A 22,239-nucleotide genomic window follows, 5' to 3' on the forward strand; every position below is an offset into this window, starting at 1 on the left:
CCCTCTGGAGATAAAATGGATTTCTTTAGTACGCAAAACATTCTGGTGCACATCCCTATCGGCGCGGGCGGTTACGATCTCTCGTGGATTGAAGCCGTCGGCACGGTAGCGGGGCTGTTGTGCATTTGGCTGGCAAGCCTGGAAAAAATCGTGAACTACTTTTTCGGGCTGGTTAACGTCACCCTGTTCGCGATTATTTTCTTCCAGATTCAGCTCTACGCCAGCCTGCTGCTGCAACTCTTCTTCTTTGCGGCAAATATTTATGGCTGGTATGCCTGGTCGCGGCAAACGCAACAACATGAAGCTGAACTGCAAATCCGCTGGCTGCCGAAGCCGAAAGCCATCGGCTGGCTGGCGGCCTGTGTGGTGGCGATTGGCCTGATGACGGTTTACATCGACCCGGTGTTTGCTTTCCTGACGCGCGTGGCGGTGAACGTGATGCAATTCTTTGGCCTGAACGTCACGCAGCCCACGCTGCAGCCTGACGCGTTCCCGTTCTGGGATTCCTGCATGATGGTGTTGTCGATTGTGGCGATGGTGCTGATGACGCGTAAATACGTGGAGAACTGGCTGCTGTGGGTGATAATCAACGTTATCAGCGTGGTGATTTTTGCCCTTCAGGGCGTGTACGCCATGTCGCTGGAATACCTGATTCTGACCTTTATCGCGCTTAACGGTAGTCGAATGTGGATGAACAGCGCGCGTGAGCGAGGCTCTCGCGCGTTTTCTCATTAATGATGGTGATGATGCCCGTGTCCGGCTGTCGTCTCGTTGAGATGGCATTCCGGGCCGCTACAGGGATGATACTCCATCTGGATGGTAGCGTGCTCAATCTGATAATGATGTTCAAGAAAGTGCTGAATACTGTCGAGTAGCGCATCATGATCGTGCGGCGGTACCACCTGAACATGCAGCGTCATGATCGGCTTTTCGCCCACCAGCCAGACGTGAACGTGGTGCACGTCGCGGACTTCAGGAATGGCCCGGCGCAGGTCTCGTTTCAGCGCCTGGACGTCCATGGTGCGCGGCGCGCCTTCCAGTAGTTCATTAACGCTCTCTTTCAGCAGCGACCACGCGCTGCGCAGCACCAGGCACGATACCAGCACTGACAGAATCGGATCGATAGGCGTCCAGCCCGTCATCATGATCACCACCGCGGCGGCAATCGCGCCTACCGATCCCAGCAGATCGCCCATCACATGCAGTGCCGCTGCGCGTACATTAAGGTTTTTCTCTTCGCTGCCGCGGTGCAGGATCCAGAACGAAAGAATATTGGCAATCAAGCCTGCGACGGCAATGATCATCATGGTTGCCCCGGCGATGGGCTGCGGATGATAGAAGCGCTGAATAGCTTCCCAGACGATCAGAATGGTAATGACCACCAGTGCGATGGCGTTAACAAACGCAGCAAGGGTGGTGAGACGCAGCCAGCCAAAGGTATGACGGGCATTTGGCGGACGACGTGCAAAGTGGACGGCCAGCAGCGCAAACAGCAGCGCGGCTGAGTCGGTCAGCATATGCCCGGCATCGGCCAGCAGCGCCAGCGAACCAGAAATGACCCCACCGATGGTCTCCACCACCATAAAACCAGCGGTGATAATAAACGCCAGTAGCAGACGACGGGCGTTTTTGTCTTCGGGAAGGTGAGGGGAAGCGTGCGAGTGTGAGTGCGCCATAGTGTCATCCGTTTTTATGCTTTTGTTAACTGTATGACATCATACCTTTTTTGCGCCAACAAAATAAAAAAGGAGAGCATAAGCTCTCCCGTTTTCGCCGTGTTTCAAACGTTACTGAGTGGTACCGTCCGTTTTGGTGTCGGCATCGTTATTGACGCCATTACCGGTCTCAACTTTCTTGTTAATATCCGGGCATCGACCGTCTTTGCACATCGAATTTTTGTGCACTTCATCTTTGGTCATGCCGTCATGACCGCTGGCCGAGCCATTCGGGTGCAGCATGGTGCCGCCAGAACCGGTATTGATCTGGCTATTATCGACACCATTCGGCGCAACGTTTTCTTTCGCATCAGGGGCGACCTGGCCGGCGTCAGCGGCGGCATTCGCCTGTCCATTGTTACTTTGCGCGCCCGTATCGGCCGCCAGGGCCGCGCCGCTGGCGAGGCTGAGCGTAGCGGTAAGGAGAAGTGTGGCCAGTTTAGTCGTTTTCATAAGGTGCTCCTGTTATGAATTCAGTACCGGATAGCATCTTCCGACGTACTTATGCCAGCGAGGGTGGCAGGCAATGGTTGAAGATGTCGCCACAGGCTGCTTAGGCCAGTAGAGAATCTCGAAAAAATAATAAAACAGAGTCGTTACAGTTAAAAATTGTAGGTTAGATCTCGTTATTCGCTACTTTCTGGCGTTTTTTAGGCTAATTCCAGGATTATTCTGCGCAAAGTGTAAAACCCCGTTTACACTTTCTGGCGAAAGATATAGATTGAGGGGATTGCTTTCAATCATATAAGTATGGCAACACTGGAACGAACATGAATTATCAGAACGACGATTTACGTATCAAAGAGATCAACGAGTTATTGCCTCCGGTCGCACTCCTTGAGAAATTCCCCGCCACAGAAAACGCGGCTAATACGGTTTCCCGTGCGCGCAAAGCGATTCACAAAATCCTGAAAGGCAATGACGATCGTCTTCTGGTGGTGATTGGCCCATGTTCTATCCACGATCCGGCTGCGGCGAAAGAGTACGCGTCACGCCTGCTGGCGTTGCGTGAAGAGCTTAATGATTCGCTCGAAATCGTCATGCGCGTCTATTTTGAAAAACCGCGCACCACGGTGGGCTGGAAAGGGCTGATCAACGATCCGCATATGGATCACAGCTATCAAATCAACGACGGCCTGCGCATCGCGCGTAAGCTGCTGCTCGATATTAACGACACCGGCCTACCGGCGGCGGGTGAGTTCCTTGATATGATTACGCCACAATACCTGGCCGATTTAATGAGCTGGGGTGCAATCGGTGCGCGTACTACCGAATCTCAGGTGCACCGTGAACTGGCTTCTGGCCTTTCCTGCCCGGTTGGTTTCAAAAACGGTACCGACGGCACCATGAAAGTGGCTATTGACGCCATCAATGCCGCGGGCGCGCCACACTGCTTCCTTTCTGTCACCAAATGGGGGCATTCCGCTATCGTTAACACCAGCGGTAACGGCGACTGCCACATCATCCTGCGCGGCGGCAAAGAGCCGAACTACAGTGCAGCTCACGTGGCCAGCGTAAAAGAATCCCTGAAAAAAGCCGATCTGCCCGCTCAGGTAATGATCGACTTCAGTCACGCTAACTCCAGCAAGCAGTTCAAAAAACAGATGGAAGTGGGCGCGGACGTCTGCCAGCAAATTGCGGGCGGAGAACAGGCGATTATTGGCGTGATGATTGAAAGCCACCTTGTTGAAGGCAATCAGAACCCGGACAACGGTGAACCGCTGGTTTACGGTAAAAGTATTACCGATGCCTGCATTGGTTGGGAAGATACGGAAACCATCCTGCGTCAGTTGGCGAATGCGGTAAAAGCACGTCGCGGTTAATACGCATTATGCTTAATGGAACCGGCCTCTGCGCCGGTTTTTGTTTATTGATTGAAATGAAAAAGAGACTGCCAGATCTTCAGTCTGCCTGACTGCGTTTGCTGAGTGTCTGTAACTGACCTTCCTCCAGACGAACAATCGAGGAGAAGTGGCGTCGGGTAAACGCGGCATCGTGACTAATTGCTACCACGCTGCGCCCTCTTTCTCTGCACGTAACCAGCCAGTTTTCGAATACCGCTAACCAGTGGGCGTCAAAGTCTCTGCTGGGTTCATCAAGCAAGAGTAAGTCTGGCGACATCGCCTCCAGACTGGCAACGGCAACCATGCGTCTCTGTGCCGAATGAAGGTCCAGAGGGTGCGCATCAGCAACATCCGCCAGCTGGCAGAGCTCCAGCGCGGCCTGTACACGTTGTGCTATTTCGGCAGCAGAACGTTTTTGCAGCCTGAGCCCGAAGGAGACTTCCGCCATTACGCTGCTCTGGAAGAGTTGATTTTCTGCTTCCTGAAATAAAACGCCTGATATTACGGCGCGTTGGCGATTCTTCAGCAAGGTGAGATTTTTTCCATCGAAGGTAACCGTTCCGGTTGAAGGTGAAAGTAGTCCGGCCATGATGCGTAACAGCGTGGATTTTCCCGCACCATTTCTCCCGGTCAATGCCAGCCATTCCCCTTTTTCAAGCGTCAGTGAAATGTTGCGTAAGCAGTTATCCGCCGCGCCAGGCCAGCGATAAACTACCTGATTCAGGGTTAGCATAGTGGAAAAAGTCCCTCTTCACGAAGATGCCATGCCTGCTGGCATTGGTTGATAAATGGCATGTGCTGACGTTCAAAAAGGATAACCAGAGATTGCTGTTCCTGTGCCCAGTTTTGCAACCTCTGCAACAACATTTCGGTCATCTGTGAAGTCAGGCGGCTGAATGCTTCGTCGAGAATCAATAGCTTGGGCTGCATCGCTAACGCACAAGCGATCACAACGAGCTGAGTCTCGCCGCCGGAAAGTGTGCCGGGATGTCGATGGCGTAAAGGTTGACACCCGGTGAACGTGAGGGCCGCATCGATGCGACGCAGGATTTCTGTTTCGTCCAGACAGAGATTACCCGGACCAAAGGCAACCTCTTCTTCAACGCTGAAGGTGCAGCCTGAAAGCTGCAAATAGGGCGATTGCTGCACCAACTGGATGAAAGGCGAGCGCTCGACCAGAGAATGTTGTCCAACGGGGACGCCGAGCAGGGAGCCATGACCTTCAATGTCGCCGGGCAGAAAATCGGGATACCAACCCGCCATTAGTTGGGCTAGCGTACTTTTTCCACTACCGTTCTCACCAAAGATGGCAATCATGCCTGGTGCTGAGTAATGAAAATCAAAACATAACGCCGGGCGGGTTGTCTGCGCCGGGTGATAACGAAGCTGTTCTAGTGTAACCATATCCATACTCCGATTTCAGCCAGTATCAGGCAGAGCAGGGTATAGCGTACAAACCGCTGTAAGCTGCTGTCTGCCGGGGCCCACAGCGTTGTGCGGTGCCGGTGTAATCGAAAGCCTTTCATATCCAACGCTGCGCTGCGCACGGCTAAATCATTGAGCGCGTTATGCGCGAGCGGCACGATCAGCGCGGGTATAGCAAGCAGGCGCTGATACCAGCCTTCATCGAGCGGCACACCGCGCGCACGTTGCGCTTCGTGGACAATCGCCAACTGGCGCTTTAACTGTTCGGTGACCAGTAATGGCCCTGCAAACAGGTAGGCCACGCCGGGTGGCAGGCGCGAAGCAAACAGCGCACGAATAAATTGTTGCATCGGCACATACTGCATCCACAATTGGGATGTTGAGACAATAGCCAGGATCCGCAGCCAGAGCGTGATGGCATAGACCCATTTCTGCGGATCGCGTGGCTGCCCGCTAATCCACGCCGTCAGCCAGCCCCCGTGGACCAACCACAGACCCACACCCAATGAAAACATCAGCCAGGCCACATACTTTGCTCGTTGCCGCGTCGATTTTAGCGACAGCAAGCAGAGAAATGCGGAAACGCTAAAGGCGGGAAGCAACGTCTGTGTTGGAAGAATCAGCGTCGTACTGGCTATCAGCGCCCATAAGGTCAGGGAGGTGAATGGGTGCATTTAGCGTACAGCTGACATGGTTGGGAAATGTCGGGTAGTGCGTAGCGGTAGCTGGCGCAGCAATATCCAGACAATCGCGGCGGTCAGGATTTTGTCGATCAAATTAGCGCCCAGTACCGTTACTGCGACGGATTCCACCAGATTTTGCCCTGCAGAATGCATCCAGGCTACGAACAAATCCGCACCGCTACCGGTGACACCACCAAACAACACTGTGCGTAGCGGTACGGCCACAATCGTAACGGCCAACGTAATAATGATGCCGCTGAAGACCACTCTGGGTAAGGTGCGAAACCAGCCTGCTCGTGCGAGCCAGCCCGCAACCAGACCAATAACCATCGCTACCGGTGCAAAGGCTGCGGCAATCGGATCGGTGAGTAATCCCCACAGCAAATTAGTCAGTAGTCCGGTGATCATACCGATAACCGGCCCAAGAAGTACTGCGCTGAGCAGTGTGCCGATAGAGTCGAGGAAAATGGGGAGCTTAAGCATACTGATAAGCTGGCCACCGATCATATTGATGGCGATAGCGATAACAATCAGAACCAGCGATTGGCTTGAAAACGGGCGTGCCATAGAACACCTCTTACAGGGTAGTCAGTTAATGGGGGAGATATGAAGTTCGTCATAGCCGGACACGGCGCAAGGCTGGCGGCTGAACGCCAGCTCCGTAAGCTCGCCTAAGATCAATTCAAGCGTGGTGCGAACGGTACATCCAGGCATCATATGCCCGCCCAGCATGGAACCATGCGCGTCCGCGACGGCAAGATGAAGATGTTCGCCGGTTAACTCAAGCGTGCCGTTCATCGCAATAACCTCATATTTACCGCGCATCAGGGTGACTTCATCCTTGCCTGCATAGCGCAATGCCACATCAGTCAGGCTACCGGTACAGCCTGCGATCCAGGCGGCATGGAGGGAGTGTTGCTGAAGAAATGTGTGAAGCTGCGAAAATATTTCCTGCCCGGGAAGCAAACGAAGCGCGTAAAAGCGGGCAGTTGAAGAATGGGCTGCAATCATGTTGGAAGAACTCCGAGACTCGGACGTGCCGCCGATAATATAAGGAGTGTCAAAGACGATAAGTGATGTACATCAGCATTTGTAATTCAGTTGCGAAAAAATGCGTTACGTCGTCAATCGGGCGACAACTTATGGTGGTGTATAGAAAAGCGGGGGGGATGACCAGCGTAGAGGTGTAAAACGTGGAACAGACCGGGCAGTCAGGACTGCCCGGTACAGGGCGAATTACTTCGCTTTACCCTGGTTCGCAACGGCCGCCGCTTTCGCAGCGATTTCGTCAGCATTGCCCAGATAGTAATGTTTGATCGGTTTGAAGTTTTCGTCGAACTCATACACCAGCGGAACGCCAGTTGGGATGTTCAGATCGATGATCTCTTCTTCGCCCATGTTATCCAGGTATTTCACCAGCGCGCGCAGAGAGTTACCGTGAGCGGCGATGATCACGCGCTCACCGCTTTTAATGCGCGGCAGAATGGTTTCGTTCCAGTACGGCACTACGCGATCGATGGTCAGCGCCAGGCTTTCGGTAACCGGCAGCTCTTTGTCGGTCAGTTTGGCATAACGCGGGTCATGGCCTGGGAAACGTTCGTCATCTTTGGTCAGCTCTGGCGGAGTGATGGCAAAACCACGACGCCACTGTTTTACCTGATCATCACCATATTTTGCTGCGGTTTCCGCTTTGTTCAGACCCTGAAGCGCGCCGTAGTGACGTTCGTTCAGTTTCCAGGATTTCTCAACCGGCAGCCACGCTTGATCCAGCTCGTCCAGTACGTTCCACAGCGTATGGATGGCACGTTTCAGCACAGAGGTATAAGCAAAATCGAAGGTGTAGCCTTCAGCCTTCAGCAGTTTACCGGCCGCTTTCGCTTCGCCAACGCCTTTCTCTGACAGGTCAACGTCATACCAACCGGTAAAGCGGTTTTCGTTGTTCCACTGACTTTCACCGTGACGAACCAGTACCAGCTTAGTTACAGCCATACTCTCACTCCTCAAGCTTTATTTGAATGATAACAATTCTCATTATATTGCCGTGATCGTGTCGACGGCAACGCTTATGCATAACCATAGCGAAAATAGTGGCTGAGTGTAAGGTGGTTGTGAATGCAGGGTTGTGAATTTGTCGATGGTTGACGCTAAATTCAGCAAAATGCGCAAAAAATAGTGACCGGATGTCAGGGGGACATCCGGTCTGCGCGGTTAACCGGCAATAAACTGATATTCCGTCAGGCTGACATACTCTTCGCCTGGCAGGAGCACGCAGTCAGGTTGCGGCCATTCCGGGTGGTTCGGGCTATCGGGCAGGAATTCGCTTTCCAGCGCCAGACCTTGCCACGCGGTGTAAGCTTCACTGCTGCGCGATGGGGTGCCATCGAGAAAGTTGCCGGAGTAAAATTGCAGGGCAGGGGCTGAGGTATAGACCTTCATCTGCAATTTCTCATCCGGCGACCACAGGTGGGCGACAACCTGAGAAGCATCGCCTTTCGCCTGTAACAGGAAGGCGTGATCGTAACCTTTTACTTTCTGCTGATCGCCGTCGGCAAGGAAATCGGCGGAAATTGCCTTCGGCTGGCGGAAATCGAAGCTGGTGCCAGCCACGTCTTTCAGGCCGTCATGGGGAATACCCATTTCATCCACCGGCAGGTAGGCATCCGCCAGCAGTTGCAGCTTGTGGCTACGCACGTCGCTCTGCTCGCCATTGAGGTTGAAGTAGACGTGGTTGGTCATATTCACCGGACAGGCTTTATCGACCGTTGCGCGATACTCGATAGAGATACGGTTATCTTCCGTCAGGCGGTAAAGCGCCGAAGCGTTGAGCGTGCCCGGGAAACCCTGGTCGCCATCGTCGGACGTCAGCGTGAACAGCACCTGGGTGTCATTCTGGTTGCTGATGGCCCAGCGACGTTTATCAAACCCTTCGGTGCCGCCGTGCAGCTGGTTTTCGCCCTGACTTGGGGTCAACGCATAGGTTTTGCCATCCAGCGTAAAGCGACTTTTGGCGATACGGTTGGCGTAACGGCCAATCGACGCGCCGAAGTAGGCGGCCTGCTGGCTGTACTGTTCCGGCGAGGCGCAGCCCAGCAGCGCTTCGCGAATAGAACCATCCGCCAGCGGAATACGGGCGGAGAGCAGCGTCGCGCCCCAGTCCATGAGTGACACCACCACACCCTGCGCATTGCGCAGAGTGACAAGGCGATAGGGAAGGCCATCGGGGGCCAGAGTTGGCGTTTCGGTTAGCACTGTCCAGCTCCTTGTGAAGGTTTGCAGACGTAGAATGTCTCTTTGATGCCGGTTTTGGTTTCATACTGGTCAGCCACGGCCTGCTGTACGGCATCCACCATCTCTTCCGGTACCAGCGCTACGATGCAACCGCCGAAGCCGCCGCCGGTCATACGTACGCCGCCTTTGTCGCCAATGGTGGCTTTCACGATCTCAACCAGGGTGTCGATTTGCGGTACGGTGATTTCAAAGTCGTCACGCATAGAGGCGTGAGATTCCGCCATCAGTTTACCCATGCGTTGCAAGTCACCTTTTTCCAGCGCCTCAGCGGCTTCTACGGTACGGGCGTTTTCGGTCAGCACGTGACGCACACGCTTCGCAACGATGGGGTCAAGCTGGCTGGCAACCGCGTTGAACTGATCCAGCGTGACATCGCGCAGGGCAGGCTGCTGGAAGAAGCGTGCGCCGGTTTCACACTGTTCGCGGCGCGTGTTGTACTCGCTGCCGACCAGGGTGCGTTTGAAGTTGCTGTTGATGATGACCACTGCCACGCCTTTTGGCATGGACACCGCTTTGGTGCCCAGGGTGCGGCAGTCGATCAGCAGCGCATGATCTTTTTTACCCAGCGCGGAAATCAGCTGATCCATTATGCCGCAGTTACACCCCACGAACTGGTTCTCGGCTTCCTGACCGTTCAGCGCAATCTGCGCGCCATCCAGCGGCAGATGATACAGCTGCTGGAACACGGTGCCGACGGCGACTTCCAGCGAGGCGGAAGAGCTGAGGCCCGCGCCCTGCGGCACATTACCGCTGATCACCAGATCCGCACCGCCGAAGCCTGCGTTGCGTTTTTGCAGATGTTTCACCACGCCGCGCACATAGTTAGACCACTGTTGCGTGTCATGCGTAACGATCGGCGCATCAAGGGAGAATTCATCGGTCTGGTTATCGTAATCGGCAGCAATCACGCGAACGGTGCGATCCTGACGCGGTGCGCAGCTGATCACCGTCTGGTAATCAATGGCGCAGGGCAGCACAAAACCATCGTTATAGTCGGTGTGTTCGCCGATCAGGTTAACGCGACCCGGCGCCTGAATGATGTGGGTAGCAGGGTAGCCAAATTTTTCAGCAAACAGGGATTGTGTTCTTTCTTTCAGACTCATTGTTATTCTCCGGACTCGCGAAAATGGATATCACTGACCGCGCGCAGGCGCTCGGCGGCTTGTTCTGCCGTCAGGTCGCGCTGGGTTTCTGCCAGCATTTCATAGCCAACCATAAATTTACGCACGGTGGCGGAGCGCAGCAGCGGCGGGTAAAAGTGCGCGTGCAGCTGCCAGTGTGCATTTTCTTCGCCATTAAACGGCGCGCCGTGCCAGCCCATCGAGTAGGGGAAGGAGCACTGGAACAGGTTGTCGTAGCGGCTGGTCAGTTTTTTCAGCGCCAGCGCCAAATCGTCACGCTGGGCATCCGTTAAGTCGGTGATACGCAAGATATGCGTTTTCGGCAGCAGCAGCGTTTCAAACGGCCATGCCGCCCAGTAAGGGACTACGGCCAGCCAGTGTTCGGTTTCCACGACGGTACGGCTGCCGTCTGCCAGTTCGCGCTGAACATAATCGACCAGCATCGGCGCGCCCTGCTCGGCGAAATAGGCGCGTTGCAGGCGATCTTCGCGTTCGATTTCGTTTGGCAGGAAGCTGTTGGCCCAAACCTGACCGTGCGGATGCGGATTAGAGCAGCCCATCGCCGCGCCTTTGTTTTCAAAGACCTGAACCCACGGGTAGGTTTGCCCCAGATCGGCGGTTTGTTCCTGCCAGGTTTTGACCACGTCCTGCAACGCGGGTAGCGTTAATTCGGGCAGCGTTTTGCTGTGATCCGGCGAGAAGCAGATCACGCGGCTGGTGCCGCGCGCGCTCATACAACGCATCAACGGATCGTCGCTTTCCGGCGCATCAGGCGTGTCGGTCATCAGCGCGGCGAAGTCATTAGTAAAGACGTAAGTGCTGGTGTAGTCGGGGTTTTTGTCGCCCGTCACCCGGGTGTTGCCCGGGCATAAAAAGCAGTCCGGATCGTGCGCGGGCAGCGTCTGTTTTGACGGTGTCTCTTGCGCCCCTTGCCAGGGGCGTTTTGCGCGATGCGGTGAAACTAAAATCCACTGCCCCGTTAAAGGGTTATAACGGCGGTGGGGATGATCGACGGGGTTAAATTGCGTCATCACAAATCCTTAGTCTGGATATCCCTGAGGATGACGGGACTGCCAGTGCCAGGTGTCCTGCGCCATTTCATCGAGATTACGGGTTACGCGCCAGTTCAGATCCTTGTCAGCTTTGGTGGCATCGGCCCAGTAGGCCGGAAGGTCGCCATCGCGACGCGGAGCGAAATGGTAGTTAATCGGTTTGCCGCAGGCTTTGCTAAAGGCGTTCACCACGTCAAGCACGCTGCTGCCTACGCCAGCACCGAGGTTATAGATATGCACACCGGCTTTGTTCGCCAGTTTTTCCATCGCGGCGACGTGGCCGTCGGCGAGGTCCATCACGTGGATGTAGTCGCGCACGCCGGTACCGTCAGGCGTGGGGTAGTCGTTACCGAAAATCGCCAGCGATTCACGGCGGCCAACGGCAACCTGAGCGATATACGGCATCAGGTTATTTGGAATGCCCTGCGGGTCTTCACCCATGTCGCCAGACGCATGTGCGCCTACCGGGTTGAAGTAACGCAGCAACGAAATGCTCCATTCCGGCTGTGCTTTTTGCAGGTCGGTCAGGATTTGCTCGACCATCAGTTTGCTTTTGCCGTACGGGCTTTGTGGGGTACCGGTTGGGAAGCTTTCAACGTAAGGGATTTTTGGCTGGTCGCCATATACGGTGGCGGAGGAGCTGAAAATGAAGTTTTTAACATTCGCGGCACGCATCGCGGAAACCAGTCGTAGTGTTCCGTTGACGTTATTGTCATAATACTCCAGCGGTTTTTGCACCGACTCGCCAACAGCCTTCAGGCCCGCGAAGTGGATCACCGCCTCGATGGCGTGATCGGTCAGGATCGTGGTCATCAATGCTTCATCGCGAATATCGCCTTCCACGAACGTGGCCTTTTTCCCGCCCAGACGTTCGATCACCGGTAAGACGCTGCGTTTGCTGTTACACAGGTTGTCGAGAATGATGACATCGTGACCCTGTTGCAGCAGCTGCACGCAGGTATGACTTCCTATGTAACCGCTACCACCCGTAACCAGTACTCTCATTTTTCGCTCCATTAGGCATATGGTATGTAATGAAGATAGCATATCAGAGAAGGTAAAAGTGTGACATGGGATAAATTAGTGGAATCGTTTACACTAAGCGCATGAAAGTGAATTTTATTATTAGTTCTTTATTTTCAATTGGTTATGCTTAATCGTATAAATCTTAAAAATGTGCGGTGAAATTTTTGTGGAACAGCTTGATGTTGCGCCAGCGCAGTAAAGCCACACCGGCGCAGCAGGGGGAAGGCGGATTAGTCGTCAGATTTTTTACGGAACACCAGATGCTTCAGCCCGGCGCCGAAAGCGACCACGGCAATGGCGGCAATTTTCCAGAATTTGAGCAGCGTGATGCCAATCATCGCCAGCAGACCGATTTTCTTCGCCGCAATCCCGCCAATCAACGCGGCCAGACCATATTCAGCCAGCTTATCGGTTTTGGCGTTATAGTCGCTGTAACGCTGACCTTCGTTAAAGTTTACGGCGTTAAGCAGCGTTTTCGTCAGAGGTTTGGCGGCCTCCACGCTACCGCGATCGGTAATCAGGTTTAGCTCGAAATAACCTTCACGGCCCAGCAGATAGGTATTGTAGTTCACACCCTGTTCGTTCACGGGCACATTGCTGCCAATGTCTTTTAAGGCGGCAGACCAAATCAGGCGATGCGTGGCGGCATCGTAGCCTGGTTTTTCTACCCAGCCAATCACTTCAATGGCCGGAATGCCTTTTTTCACACGGTCTTTATTACCTTCTTTTGTACCTTCGCGAAGGCTGCTGAGTAATTCATCGGCATCCCAGTCTTTCGCATCATCGTCTTTGATATAACCGGAATTGTCATAATCGATAGAAATAAAGCCATTGATGTTTTTATGGAAAACCAAACCATAAAAATTCTCATCATCGACGTAATTCCCCAGTTCAATCATAAATACCGACGACTCTTTCGGTGGGAAATAGACGTAGTCTTTCGGTAATTGAATGGTGGCTTTTTTGCCCAGAGGAATGGTCGCCGGACCGGGAACGGCCACGCGCTTCATCGCGGCAAAGGCAATTTCTGCAGGGTCTTCGGCCTGCTGCTGTTCCGATTGATTAGCCGCAATAACCTGAAAAGATAATGCAAAAAGAAAACTGAGAAATACGCAACGTGTACGGGGAAGTCTAAACGACAGATTCATATATTTTCCTGTAAGTAACACAGCCGACCTCATTGTCAGCGCTAAAAAATAAACGAGCACCGGGATTTTATTCCGGGCGCTAGCTTTTCACTTTTTAGTTTTTGTTAATGCAGGATTAAGGTTCTCTTTATATATAATTCGGGCCCCTCAATTGGGGCCCTGATATTTATATTTTGCCTAACTGATAGCGGTATCCTTCGCCATCGGCAATAAATTCCAGCCGATGGGTAATGCAGTCTGGGGCATCTTCCGCATGGTGTGAGACAAACAGCAACTGCGTTTTCCCCTCGCTGATTAACACGTCGATAAAGCGGCGCACCACCTGGCGGTTGAGTGGGTCCAGCCCCTGCAACGGTTCGTCGAGGATCAGTAGCGTAGGATGTTTGACCAGGGCGCGGACAATCAGCGCCAGACGCTGCTGGCCCCACGACAGACTGTGGAATGGCGCATCGGCGGTACGCGCGTTCATACCGAGAATCGCGAGCCATTGCTCGACCAGCTTGCGTTGCTTATCCGACACTGCCTGGTAAATACCGATGGAGTCAAAATAGCCGGAGAGAATAACGTTGCGCACCGTGGTGCTGACGCGATAATCCAGATGCAGGCTGCTACTGACGTAGCCAATGTGCTTCTTGATATCCCAGATGGTTTCGCCGCTGCCGCGACGGCGACCAAACAGGGTGAGATCATTGCTGTAACCCTGGGGATGATCGCCGGTGACCAGGCTTAATAGCGTGGATTTCCCCGCGCCGTTAGGCCCCACAATCTGCCAGTGCTCATTTGGCGCAACGGTCCAGCTCAGGTGGTTGATAATGGGCCGATCGTTATAGGAGACGACGCCATCGCGCAGCACAATGCGTGCTTCATCGTCGGCAAGGGATAACCGCGCAGAAGGGGCGTCAGGCTCGGGCAAGGTCATGCCGGCCAGTTTTTCGCTGTGCGCCAGTTGAGCGACCAATGTTTGTGCCAGCAGCACGTTTTTCTCGCCGGTTTCGGTGAGCGTACAATCGGCCAGCACCCCGGCAAACGGCACAAAATCGGGGATATCATCGAAGCGGTTGAGAACCAGCACCAGCGTATAACCGGCATCACTGAGGCTGGCGAGATGCTGTGCCAGCTGCCGGCGGGAGGCAACGTCGAGCCCGTCAAACGGTTCATCAAGGATCAATAAATCGGGCTCCGCCATCAGCGCCTGACACAACAGGGTTTTACGCGTTTCGCCGGTAGACAGATATTTAAAGCGCCTTTCCAGTAAATGGCTGATGCCAAAATGTGCGGCAAGCGCTGCGCTGCGCATGTCATTTTTGACCTCATCCTGAATAATTTCTGCGGTGGTGCGCCCAGAGTCATCCTCGCCGGGGCTGAGCAAATCCGTATTGTTGCGCTGCCATTCGTCGCTCACCAGTTTCTGCAATTGTTCGAAGGAGAGGCGGGTGATACGTGTGAACTGACATTCACGCGAACCGGAAAGCAGCGGAAGTTCCCCCGCCAGCGCGCGGGCGAGCGCCGATTTGCCGCTGCCGTTGCTGCCGACAAACGCCCAGCTTTCACCGGCGCGCAGGGTCAGTTGCTCAATTTTCAGCGTTTTTGTATCGCTAAGACGAAACGTGCCTTGCGAAATTTGCAATGATGACATTGTGTATCCCATTTTTTGCAGCGATTTTTATCAGGGATACGTCTTTCACATCATGATGTCAATGGCATCAGCACAACGTGGCGAGAATGATGCGGTCAGCATTAAAATATGCTGTTACCTCGGCGCCTTCTTCCAGTTCTGTGGCTTTCTCCAGCGGCAAGGTAGCGCACAGGGTTTGCCCATCCGGCAGCGCCATCAGTACTTCACACTGTTCGGAGCCGCGCTGGATGTGGCTGATACGGCAGGCGAGTTGATTGTCCGCATCGTGGGCCTGCGACGGGTCGCGCGTGACGCTGACCCAGGGGGCTTTTAGCAGTACCAGTACTTCTTTGCCTTCATCCAGCCCAAGGCGCTCGCCGCTTTGCGCAGTGATGGCCACTTTCAGACGGGTTTCGCCGTCGGCCAACAAAATATCCACATGCTGCTGCACCTGCTGGTGGTCGCGACGGGTGACAGTCCCAAACCACTGGTTGCGGGCGCTGGTTTGCAGAGAAAAACGGGAAATGGCGGCCAGCAGGCTATCGAGGGGCAGGGCGTCATCATCACTCAGCACGTCGAACGCTTTTTGCTGAATTTGCGCCAGCAGATCGTAAAGCTGAATCAGACGCTGGCCGTAACGCGTCAGCACCGCGCCGCCGCCGCCTTTCCCGCCGGTGGCGCGATCCACCAGAGCCTGCTCGCTCAGGGTATTCATCTCATTGATGGCATCCCAGGCGCTTTTATAGCTGATGCCAGCGTTTTTCGCGCCCTGGCTGATAGAGCCGGTTTGCGCGATGTGTTTCAACAGCGAGATGCGACGCGGGTCGGCAAACAGACGTTGCTGAAGCTTAAGGGTGAGGAGAATTTCTGCCTGCATAAAGAACGTCCTGAAAAAAGGGTTATTGTGACTTAAATGGCGGCAAGGGCAAAGCGCATCGCACAAAAGGGAGTGTTTTTCTCCGGAAGATGGTTACAATAAGGTAAACGTAATGTCTGGAGTAAACCATGTTAGAACTGCTGAAAAGTCTGGTTTTTGCCGTAATCATGGTGCCTATCGTAATGGCTATCATTATGGGGGCGATTTACGGACTCGGTGAAGTGTTCAACATCTTTTCTGGCGTCGGCCACAAAGATAACCGCCCGCAGAACCATTGATTTACCCCAACGCCCGGTCTTTACCGGGCGTTTTGCTTTCAAGCTTCCCGCCTTTTTGCCGATAATACCCCTTAAAAGTAATGAATTAACGCTAGGAAACGATCTGACTTGTCGCTATATTTGTCGCTATACAACGATATTCACAGGAGTTTCAAATGGCAGGTTCATGGGTACGTTTGGTTGCAGGGACAACGCTTGCGCTCTCAGTGGCAGGGCATGCGCTGGCAGATGACGGCAAAATCACCGTTTTCGCCGCGGCATCGCTGACGAACGCAATGCAGGATATTGCGAAAGAGTATAAAAAAGAGAAGAACGTGGAAGTCGTCTCCTCTTTTGCCTCTTCTTCTACGCTCGCGCGTCAGATTGAAGCGGGTGCGCCGGCAGATCTCTTTATTTCCGCCGACCAGAAATGGATGGATTACGCGGTAGATAAAAAGTCTATCGACACGGCGACGCGCAAAACGCTGCTGGGCAATAGCCTGGTCGTGGTCGCGCCTAAAGCCAGCACGCAGGGCGATATTACCATTAATGCCAAAACCGACTGGACGCGTCTGCTGAATGGTGGTCGTCTGGCGGTGGGCGATCCGGATCATGTCCCGGCGGGCATTTATGCAAAAGAAGCGCTGCAAAAACTGGGTGCCTGGGATACTCTGTCACCGAAACTGGCCCCGGCTGAAGATGTGCGTGGCGCACTGGCGCTGGTAGAGCGCAGCGAAGCGCCGTTGGGTATCGTCTACGGTTCTGACGCCGTTGCCAGCAAAGGTGTGAAAGTGGTCGGTACTTTCCCGGAAGATTCCCACCAGAAAGTGGAATACCCGCTGGCGGTTATTGACGGCCATAAAAATGCCACTGTCACCGCTTTCTACGACTATCTGCAAGGGCCGCAGGCTTCAGCCATCTTTAAACGTTACGGATTTACCACACAACAATGATATTGACGGATCCCGAATGGCAGGCGGTGTTGCTGAGCCTGAAAGTGTCATCTCTGGCAGTGTTATTCAGTTTGCCCTTTGGGATCTTCTTTGCCTGGCTGCTGGTGAGGCGTAACTTCCCCGGCAAAGCTTTACTCGATGGAGTAATTCATCTGCCACTGGTGCTACCGCCAGTGGTGGTCGGTTATTTATTACTGGTGGCGATGGGGCGACGCGGCTTTATCGGCGCCTGGCTTTATGACTGGTTTGGCCTGACCTTTGCCTTCAGCTGGCGTGGTGCGGTATTGGCCGCAGCGGTGATGTCCTTCCCGCTGATGGTGCGCGCTATTCGTCTGGCACTGGAAGGCGTGGACATCAAACTGGAACAGGCTGCACGAACACTCGGCGCGGGGCGCTGGCGGGTGTTCTGCACAATTACCCTGCCGCTGATGCTACCCGGTATTATTGTTGGTACCGTGCTGGCGTTTGCCCGCTCGTTGGGTGAGTTCGGAGCAACTATTACCTTCGTATCCAATATTCCCGGCGAAACGCGCACCATTCCTTCCGCCATGTACACCCTGATTCAAACGCCCGGCGGCGAAAGCGCGGCGGCAAGGCTGTGTCTTATCTCGATTGTGCTGGCGCTGATTTCCCTGATGATTTCGGAATGGCTGGCGCGCGTGAGCCGTCAACGGATTGGGGCGTAAAGCATGCTCGAACTGAATTTTAGCCAAACGTTGGGCACGCACTGCCTGCGTATTCATGAATCGCTGCCCGCCAGCGGGATCACCGCCGTGTTTGGCGTATCCGGCGCGGGGAAAACGTCGCTGATTAATGCCATCAGCGGCCTGACGCGCCCCGAGAAAGGCCGCATTGTGCTTAACGATCGCGTGCTGAATGATGTCGAAAAAGGTATCTGCCTGGCCCCAGAAAAACGTCGTATCGGCTATGTCTTCCAGGATGCGCGTCTTTTTCCGCACTATAAAGTGCGCGGCAATTTGCGCTACGGTATGGCTAAAAGCATGGAGAGCCAGTTTGATAAACTGGTGGCGCTGCTGGGGATTGAAGCACTGCTCGAGCGTCTGCCCGGAAGCCTGTCCGGTGGCGAAAAACAGCGCGTGGCGATTGGTCGGGCGCTACTCACCGCCCCGGAATTAATGCTGCTGGATGAACCGCTGGCCTCGCTGGATATCCCGCGTAAACGCGAGCTGCTGCCGTATCTGCAACGCCTGGCGCGTGAGATTAATATTCCGATGCTTTATGTCAGCCACTCGCTGGATGAAATTCTTCATCTGGCGGATAAAGTGCTGGTGCTGGAAGCGGGTCAGGTCAAAGCCTTCGGCAACCTGGAGGAAGTATGGGGCAGCAGCGTGATGCATCCCTGGCTGCCGCAGGATCAGCAAAGTTCGATTTTACGCGTTACGGTGCTGGAGCATCATCCGCATTACGCGATGACCGCTCTGGCGCTGGGCGATCAGCATTTGTGGGTGAATAAACTTGAGCGCCCCCTTCAGGCCGCCGTGCGCGTACGCATTCAGGCGACGGATGTTTCACTGGTGCTGCAACCCTCCGCGCACACCAGTATCCGCAACGTGCTGCACGCGAAAGTGGTGCAATGTTACGACAGTAACGGGCAAGTGGAAGTGCAGTTAGACGTCAGCGGCAGAACGCTGTGGGCGCGAATCAGCCCGTGGGCGAGGGATGACCTGGCGGTGAAGCCAGGCCAATGGCTCTATGCGCAAATCAAGAGCGTGTCGATTACCGCCTGATTACAGCAGGCGGCTATAGATAAATTCGGCGATGGTGTCGGTGGTGTTATCACCAATCACCACGTTGGCGCGCGCTTTCACCGCGTCGTCGGCATTGCCCATCGCCACCCCCATTCCGGCAGCTTCCAGCATGCTGATATCGTTAAAGTTATCGCCAAAAGCGATGACGTCTTTCATCGATAATCCCTGCGATTCAACCCATTGGGTCAGACGTTTGCCTTTGCTGTTGCCCTGGCGCGCGATGTCCACCTGATCGTGCCAGGACCATTCACACTCCAGCTGTAACGTCTCTTCAACCTGCTCGCCAAATTTCCGCAGCTTCGGCAGGTCTTCATCGGTCAGGGCAAATTTCCAGACGTTTTTCACTTCATGAGCCGCCTGCGCCAGCGAATCCACCTGCGTAAATGACGGGCGCTGCGCTTCCGGCAAAGACTGCGCCCAGTTACTGGTGCGGACAACGTGCCCGGTGGGGTACTGGTACATCATGGTGTCATCCACATACATCAGGCCGTGAATCTGATATTCATCCAGCATAGCGATAAGTTGCTGCGCTTTATCGACTGGCATAGGATCGGCTTCTAACACCTTTTTTGCATGATAATCATACAAGTAAGTACCATTACAGCAAATTGCAGGTGTATCTAACGCCAGTGCCTGATAAAAAGGATGAATGGCAACGTGATGGCGACCGGTGACGATAAGCAATTGGTATCCAGCCTCTTTCGCGCGCTTCAGCGCTTCCAGCGAGGAAGGCAGCAGCGTTTTTTTCGTAGTGAGAAGGGTACCGTCCAGATCCAGGGCAATCACACGTGCAGTCATAGTTGTGTCTCAAGTCATGTTAAAATTCACTGTGCAGGATGGTACACCGACTCGCCTGTGCAGCAAAATCGAGCGGAAAAATTCAGCATTGACCGCTAAAACAGACTATCCTGGTAATTTGCTTCCACGTGCAGTGAGGAAAGGAGTATTCATGAAACAAACCGTTTATACCGCCAGCCCCGAAAGCCAGCAGATCCACGTCTGGTCGCTGGGCCATGATGGCAACCTGACGCTGGTTCAGGTGGTGGATGTACCGGGTCAGGTACAGCCGATGGTGGTAAGTCCTGACAAACGTTATCTGTACGTGGGCGTACGCCCGGAATTTCGCGTGCTCGCCTATCGCATTGCGCCGGACGATGGCGCACTGACCTTTACCGCTGAAGCGCCGTTGCCAGGCAGCCCGACGCATATTTCAACCGATCGTCAGGGTAACTTTGTCTTCAGCGGTTCGTATAACGCAGGCTGCGTCAGCGTGACGCGTCTGGAAGACGGCATTCCGCGCGAAACGGTAGACGTTGTTGAAGGGCTGGAAGGCTGCCACTCGGCAAATATTTCCCCGGATAACCGCACCCTGTGGGTTCCGGCGCTGAAGCAGGATCGCATCTGCCTGTTTACGCTGAGTGACGACGGGCATCTGGTTGCGCAGGATCCTGCGGAAGTGACCACGGTGGAAGGAGCGGGCCCGCGCCATCTGGTGTTCCATCCGAATCAACAGTACGCCTACTGCGTGAACGAGCTTAACAGCTCGGTTGATGTGTGGGAGCTGAAAGATCCGTACGGCAAAATTGAGTGCGTGCAGACGCTGGATATGATGCCGTCCGATTTCTCCGATACCCGCTGGGCGGCAGATATCCACATTACGCCGGACGGTCGTCATCTTTATGCCTGCGACCGTACCTCCAGCCTGATTACTGTTTTCAGCGTCTCTGAAGATGGCAGCGTGCTGGCAGTAGAAGGTTTCCAGCCGACGGAAACCCAGCCGCGCGGTTTTAACATTGACCACAGTGGTAAATATGTCATTGCCGCCGGACAGAAATCGCACCACATCGCGGTGTATGAAATTAAAGGCGAGCAGGGGCTGCTGGAAGAGAAGGGCCGTTATGCGGTCGGGCAGGGGCCAATGTGGGTGGTGGTTAACGCCTACTAAGCGTTGAGCTTATGCTGAAAACAAAAAACCTCGCCGCGGCGAGGTTTTTTCGTTGTAGGCCTGATAAGCGTAGCGCATCAGGCAATTTTGCTAACCGTAACGCTTACTGCTTCGGCTCTGCCAGGACAGTACTTCCCACGCCGCGGTTGTTGTATTCCCACATGCGGTTGAAGTTACGGTCGTTCAGGTCACGCTGCACATTCCCTTTATCGTCTTTCGCACCAGTGTTACCTGCGAATGGACGTTTAGAGATTGCCGCATCGGCCCACGGTTTTGCCATGTTGAAGCCTTCGTTGATCACGCTGTCGCGAATAACGACCTGGCCGTTGGTGTTGCCATCGACGTCCAGAGAGCGGCCCAACTGTGCAACGTTATCGCCGGAAGCGGTAAAGCGGCTATTGATAGCCAGGAAACCGTAGTAGATGTTTGCCTGGGTTGCCGGTGCGAAGACGTAGCCTTCCTGCTGAGTACGAGAGTTCACCACGCGGAAGTCGGTGTTATCAAACACCACTGCGCCACGACCAGAAACGATGTCCACATCCCCTTCGAGGTAGCTGTTGCTCACCAGCGTGCGCGTCTGACGATCGTTTTGCAGGCGGTTGTTGACGCTGCTGTTGGTCACAAAGAAGGTGTTCTGGCGACCCAGAATGTTCACCTTGTTGATTTGTACCTGATCGCCATCGGTGCGCAGAGCGACTGCCTGATGCGTACCGGCATCGACGCTGTCACCGAGGTTGTTTTCAATGGTCAGGTTCTGCAGTTGCAGGCCGTTGTTCTGTGACCAGAAGACCGCTGAACACATCACGCCAATGGTTGCGCTGCGTTTGCTCTGGCAGTTGTCATACATATACCAGGACGGTTTGCCCGGCATATATTTTCCGGCCGGGTTGACCAGATGACGCCAGGCGGCAGGGGCCATTTCAGAGTCGATCGCCAGGCCAATTTTAACGTCGAGCGGTTTTTCGCCCGTACCGTACAGCGTTACGCTGCCCGGTGCCGCAGGAACATAGACGGTGCCCTGATACTCGCCCGGCAGAATCGCAATGTACTGACGCTTGCTGCTGTGACGCGCAATGGCGGCATCGACGGCGGCCTGGATGGAGGTGTGCGTTACGCCCTGCTGGCCCGCTGCGCCAACCACGAAATCAGGTTGTGCCGGGGTGCTAATCGAAGACGGCGACCAGGTCGCGCCATTAGGATCGAGGGCAGTGAAGTAACGCGCGGCAACGAAGTTTTGCGCTTCATCTGCGGATAAAACCGGACGGGATGACGTCCCCGGTGCGGCCTGTTCAGACGGGCGTTGATCCGCAGGGGTTGAGCTGCAAGCAGTCAGTGTCACGCCGAAAGCCAATGCCAGCGCCAGACGGGAAACCGATAAAGTGTTCATGTTGCTCCAGGCTAGTTAAGTAAAAGGGTTCCATTTAAACCAGCCTTTTTATACTAAGTTGAGCGAAACGGGAAGATGTGCTGCATAAAAAAGCGCAGTGACTGATGTAAAAGGTTTTTTAGAAAGGATTAGGG

At 54.4% G+C, this 22,239-nt stretch carries 24 protein-coding genes; 7 read left to right on the forward strand and 17 right to left on the reverse strand.

Features of this window, described 5'->3' with window-relative positions:
* Window positions 1-15: 15 nt before the first annotated feature.
* Complete coding sequence (gene pnuC / locus ACWWFX_RS11515; protein ID WP_231828132.1) at window positions 16-735, forward strand: nicotinamide riboside transporter PnuC; 720 nt, start codon at window positions 16-18, stop codon at window positions 733-735.
* Here the strand turns inward: pnuC and zitB are convergent.
* Both zitB and ACWWFX_RS11525 read right to left on the reverse strand, forming a co-directional pair.
* The gene (zitB, locus tag ACWWFX_RS11520; protein WP_473223834.1) at window positions 732-1,676 is read right to left on the reverse strand and encodes a CDF family zinc transporter ZitB; all 945 of its coding nucleotides are present in this window, start codon (window positions 1,674-1,676) and stop codon (window positions 732-734) included. The two genes, pnuC and zitB, sit on opposite strands and share 4 nt — an antisense overlap.
* Window positions 1,677-1,787: 111 nt before the next feature.
* Window positions 1,788-2,168 carry a YbgS-like family protein gene (locus ACWWFX_RS11525; protein WP_276218320.1) on the reverse strand — a complete coding sequence of 127 codons (381 nt, stop codon included), beginning with the start codon at window positions 2,166-2,168 and terminating at the stop codon, window positions 1,788-1,790.
* Window positions 2,169-2,485: 317 nt separating this feature from the next.
* Between ACWWFX_RS11525 and aroG the strand changes: the two genes are divergently transcribed.
* Window positions 2,486-3,538, forward strand: coding sequence for a 3-deoxy-7-phosphoheptulonate synthase AroG (gene aroG, locus ACWWFX_RS11530; protein WP_276218318.1), 1,053 nt, complete (start codon window positions 2,486-2,488; stop codon window positions 3,536-3,538).
* Between the two features lie 79 nt (window positions 3,539-3,617).
* On the opposite strand, the gene ACWWFX_RS11535 is transcribed toward aroG, so the two are convergent.
* From ACWWFX_RS11535 to modE, 13 genes are all read right to left on the reverse strand, one after another.
* A complete protein-coding gene (locus ACWWFX_RS11535) occupies window positions 3,618-4,292 on the reverse strand; it encodes an ABC transporter ATP-binding protein (RefSeq protein ID WP_473223835.1) in 675 nt (224 codons plus the stop codon).
* The gene (locus tag ACWWFX_RS11540; protein WP_473223861.1) at window positions 4,286-4,963 is read right to left on the reverse strand and encodes an ABC transporter ATP-binding protein; all 678 of its coding nucleotides are present in this window, start codon (window positions 4,961-4,963) and stop codon (window positions 4,286-4,288) included. The genes ACWWFX_RS11535 and ACWWFX_RS11540 overlap by 7 nt, the downstream gene beginning before the upstream one ends.
* Entirely contained in the window at window positions 4,951-5,658 is a 708-nt protein-coding gene (locus ACWWFX_RS11545; protein ID WP_473223836.1) for an energy-coupling factor transporter transmembrane component T, read from the reverse strand. The genes ACWWFX_RS11540 and ACWWFX_RS11545 overlap by 13 nt, the downstream gene beginning before the upstream one ends.
* Window positions 5,659-6,234: an ECF transporter S component gene (locus ACWWFX_RS11550; RefSeq protein WP_473223837.1), complete on the reverse strand. Its 576-nt coding sequence runs from the start codon at window positions 6,232-6,234 to the stop codon at window positions 5,659-5,661.
* 21 nt (window positions 6,235-6,255) lie between these two features.
* Window positions 6,256-6,678, reverse strand: coding sequence for a PPC domain-containing DNA-binding protein (locus tag ACWWFX_RS11555; protein WP_473223838.1), 423 nt, complete (start codon window positions 6,676-6,678; stop codon window positions 6,256-6,258).
* A gap of 225 nt (window positions 6,679-6,903) precedes the next feature.
* The gene (gpmA, locus tag ACWWFX_RS11560) at window positions 6,904-7,656 is read right to left on the reverse strand and encodes a 2,3-diphosphoglycerate-dependent phosphoglycerate mutase (protein ID WP_276218316.1); all 753 of its coding nucleotides are present in this window, start codon (window positions 7,654-7,656) and stop codon (window positions 6,904-6,906) included.
* Window positions 7,657-7,875: 219 nt separating this feature from the next.
* A complete protein-coding gene (galM, locus tag ACWWFX_RS11565; RefSeq protein ID WP_473223839.1) occupies window positions 7,876-8,916 on the reverse strand; it encodes a galactose-1-epimerase in 1,041 nt (346 codons plus the stop codon).
* A complete protein-coding gene (gene galK, locus ACWWFX_RS11570; RefSeq protein ID WP_276218312.1) occupies window positions 8,910-10,058 on the reverse strand; it encodes a galactokinase in 1,149 nt (382 codons plus the stop codon). Before galK ends, galM begins: the two co-directional genes overlap by 7 nt.
* A 2-nt stretch (window positions 10,059-10,060) precedes the next feature.
* Window positions 10,061-11,107 carry a galactose-1-phosphate uridylyltransferase gene (gene galT / locus ACWWFX_RS11575; RefSeq protein WP_473223840.1) on the reverse strand — a complete coding sequence of 349 codons (1,047 nt, stop codon included), beginning with the start codon at window positions 11,105-11,107 and terminating at the stop codon, window positions 10,061-10,063.
* 9 nt (window positions 11,108-11,116) lie between these two features.
* Window positions 11,117-12,133, reverse strand: coding sequence for a UDP-glucose 4-epimerase GalE (gene galE, locus ACWWFX_RS11580; RefSeq protein ID WP_276218308.1), 1,017 nt, complete (start codon window positions 12,131-12,133; stop codon window positions 11,117-11,119).
* A 251-nt stretch (window positions 12,134-12,384) separates the two neighbouring features.
* Window positions 12,385-13,296, reverse strand: a complete 912-nt coding sequence (locus ACWWFX_RS11585) for a DUF2167 domain-containing protein (protein WP_473223862.1) — start codon at window positions 13,294-13,296, stop codon at window positions 12,385-12,387.
* 172 nt (window positions 13,297-13,468) lie between these two features.
* Window positions 13,469-14,938 (reverse strand): molybdate ABC transporter ATP-binding protein ModF, encoded by a 1,470-nt coding sequence (gene modF / locus ACWWFX_RS11590; protein ID WP_473223841.1) that lies wholly within the window; start codon window positions 14,936-14,938, stop codon window positions 13,469-13,471.
* 67 nt (window positions 14,939-15,005) lie between these two features.
* Window positions 15,006-15,794 (reverse strand): molybdenum-dependent transcriptional regulator, encoded by a 789-nt coding sequence (gene modE / locus ACWWFX_RS11595; protein WP_473223842.1) that lies wholly within the window; start codon window positions 15,792-15,794, stop codon window positions 15,006-15,008.
* A gap of 128 nt (window positions 15,795-15,922) precedes the next feature.
* Between modE and ACWWFX_RS11600 the strand changes: the two genes are divergently transcribed.
* The 4 genes from ACWWFX_RS11600 to modC all read left to right on the forward strand — a co-directional run bounded on the left by ACWWFX_RS11600 (window position 15,923) and on the right by modC (window position 18,752).
* Window positions 15,923-16,072 carry an AcrZ family multidrug efflux pump-associated protein gene (locus ACWWFX_RS11600; RefSeq protein ID WP_015965278.1) on the forward strand — a complete coding sequence of 50 codons (150 nt, stop codon included), beginning with the start codon at window positions 15,923-15,925 and terminating at the stop codon, window positions 16,070-16,072.
* A gap of 155 nt (window positions 16,073-16,227) precedes the next feature.
* A complete protein-coding gene (gene modA / locus ACWWFX_RS11605; protein ID WP_276218297.1) occupies window positions 16,228-17,004 on the forward strand; it encodes a molybdate ABC transporter substrate-binding protein in 777 nt (258 codons plus the stop codon).
* Window positions 17,001-17,690 (forward strand): molybdate ABC transporter permease subunit, encoded by a 690-nt coding sequence (modB, locus tag ACWWFX_RS11610; protein WP_473223843.1) that lies wholly within the window; start codon window positions 17,001-17,003, stop codon window positions 17,688-17,690. The genes modA and modB overlap by 4 nt, the downstream gene beginning before the upstream one ends.
* 3 nt (window positions 17,691-17,693) lie before the next feature.
* A complete protein-coding gene (gene modC, locus ACWWFX_RS11615) occupies window positions 17,694-18,752 on the forward strand; it encodes a molybdenum ABC transporter ATP-binding protein ModC (RefSeq protein WP_473223844.1) in 1,059 nt (352 codons plus the stop codon).
* Here the strand turns inward: modC and ACWWFX_RS11620 are convergent, their stop codons facing one another.
* The gene (locus ACWWFX_RS11620; protein WP_473223845.1) at window positions 18,753-19,571 is read right to left on the reverse strand and encodes a pyridoxal phosphatase; all 819 of its coding nucleotides are present in this window, start codon (window positions 19,569-19,571) and stop codon (window positions 18,753-18,755) included.
* A gap of 151 nt (window positions 19,572-19,722) precedes the next feature.
* Between ACWWFX_RS11620 and pgl the strand changes: the two genes are divergently transcribed.
* Complete coding sequence (gene pgl / locus ACWWFX_RS11625; protein WP_276218291.1) at window positions 19,723-20,718, forward strand: 6-phosphogluconolactonase; 996 nt, start codon at window positions 19,723-19,725, stop codon at window positions 20,716-20,718.
* 103 nt (window positions 20,719-20,821) lie between these two features.
* On the opposite strand, the gene ACWWFX_RS11630 is transcribed toward pgl, so the two are convergent.
* Window positions 20,822-22,105, reverse strand: coding sequence for a putative acyl-CoA thioester hydrolase (locus tag ACWWFX_RS11630; protein ID WP_276218289.1), 1,284 nt, complete (start codon window positions 22,103-22,105; stop codon window positions 20,822-20,824).
* Window positions 22,106-22,239 lie beyond the last annotated feature (134 nt).

The sequence above is a fragment of the Pseudocitrobacter sp. 2023LY-00077 genome, from assembly GCF_055796175.1.

What these genes read in the sequence shown, in the direction of transcription:
- pnuC (WP_231828132.1), top strand. Translation starts at nt 16, where the DNA reads ATGGATTTCTTTAGTACGCAAAACATTCTGGTGCACATCCCTATCGGC.
- zitB (WP_473223834.1), bottom strand. Translation starts at nt 1,676, where the DNA reads ATGGCGCACTCACACTCGCACGCTTCCCCTCACCTTCCCGAAGACAAA.
- ACWWFX_RS11525 (WP_276218320.1), bottom strand. Translation starts at nt 2,168, where the DNA reads ATGAAAACGACTAAACTGGCCACACTTCTCCTTACCGCTACGCTCAGC.
- aroG (WP_276218318.1), top strand. Translation starts at nt 2,486, where the DNA reads ATGAATTATCAGAACGACGATTTACGTATCAAAGAGATCAACGAGTTA.
- ACWWFX_RS11535 (WP_473223835.1), bottom strand. Translation starts at nt 4,292, where the DNA reads ATGCTAACCCTGAATCAGGTAGTTTATCGCTGGCCTGGCGCGGCGGAT.
- ACWWFX_RS11540 (WP_473223861.1), bottom strand. Translation starts at nt 4,963, where the DNA reads ATGGTTACACTAGAACAGCTTCGTTATCACCCGGCGCAGACAACCCGC.
- ACWWFX_RS11545 (WP_473223836.1), bottom strand. Translation starts at nt 5,658, where the DNA reads ATGCACCCATTCACCTCCCTGACCTTATGGGCGCTGATAGCCAGTACG.
- ACWWFX_RS11550 (WP_473223837.1), bottom strand. Translation starts at nt 6,234, where the DNA reads ATGGCACGCCCGTTTTCAAGCCAATCGCTGGTTCTGATTGTTATCGCT.
- ACWWFX_RS11555 (WP_473223838.1), bottom strand. Translation starts at nt 6,678, where the DNA reads ATGATTGCAGCCCATTCTTCAACTGCCCGCTTTTACGCGCTTCGTTTG.
- gpmA (WP_276218316.1), bottom strand. Translation starts at nt 7,656, where the DNA reads ATGGCTGTAACTAAGCTGGTACTGGTTCGTCACGGTGAAAGTCAGTGG.
- galK (WP_276218312.1), bottom strand. Translation starts at nt 10,058, where the DNA reads ATGAGTCTGAAAGAAAGAACACAATCCCTGTTTGCTGAAAAATTTGGC.
- galT (WP_473223840.1), bottom strand. Translation starts at nt 11,107, where the DNA reads ATGACGCAATTTAACCCCGTCGATCATCCCCACCGCCGTTATAACCCT.
- galE (WP_276218308.1), bottom strand. Translation starts at nt 12,133, where the DNA reads ATGAGAGTACTGGTTACGGGTGGTAGCGGTTACATAGGAAGTCATACC.
- modF (WP_473223841.1), bottom strand. Translation starts at nt 14,938, where the DNA reads ATGTCATCATTGCAAATTTCGCAAGGCACGTTTCGTCTTAGCGATACA.
- modE (WP_473223842.1), bottom strand. Translation starts at nt 15,794, where the DNA reads ATGCAGGCAGAAATTCTCCTCACCCTTAAGCTTCAGCAACGTCTGTTT.
- ACWWFX_RS11600 (WP_015965278.1), top strand. Translation starts at nt 15,923, where the DNA reads ATGTTAGAACTGCTGAAAAGTCTGGTTTTTGCCGTAATCATGGTGCCT.
- modA (WP_276218297.1), top strand. Translation starts at nt 16,228, where the DNA reads ATGGCAGGTTCATGGGTACGTTTGGTTGCAGGGACAACGCTTGCGCTC.
- modB (WP_473223843.1), top strand. Translation starts at nt 17,001, where the DNA reads ATGATATTGACGGATCCCGAATGGCAGGCGGTGTTGCTGAGCCTGAAA.
- modC (WP_473223844.1), top strand. Translation starts at nt 17,694, where the DNA reads ATGCTCGAACTGAATTTTAGCCAAACGTTGGGCACGCACTGCCTGCGT.
- ACWWFX_RS11620 (WP_473223845.1), bottom strand. Translation starts at nt 19,571, where the DNA reads ATGACTGCACGTGTGATTGCCCTGGATCTGGACGGTACCCTTCTCACT.
- pgl (WP_276218291.1), top strand. Translation starts at nt 19,723, where the DNA reads ATGAAACAAACCGTTTATACCGCCAGCCCCGAAAGCCAGCAGATCCAC.
- ACWWFX_RS11630 (WP_276218289.1), bottom strand. Translation starts at nt 22,105, where the DNA reads ATGAACACTTTATCGGTTTCCCGTCTGGCGCTGGCATTGGCTTTCGGC.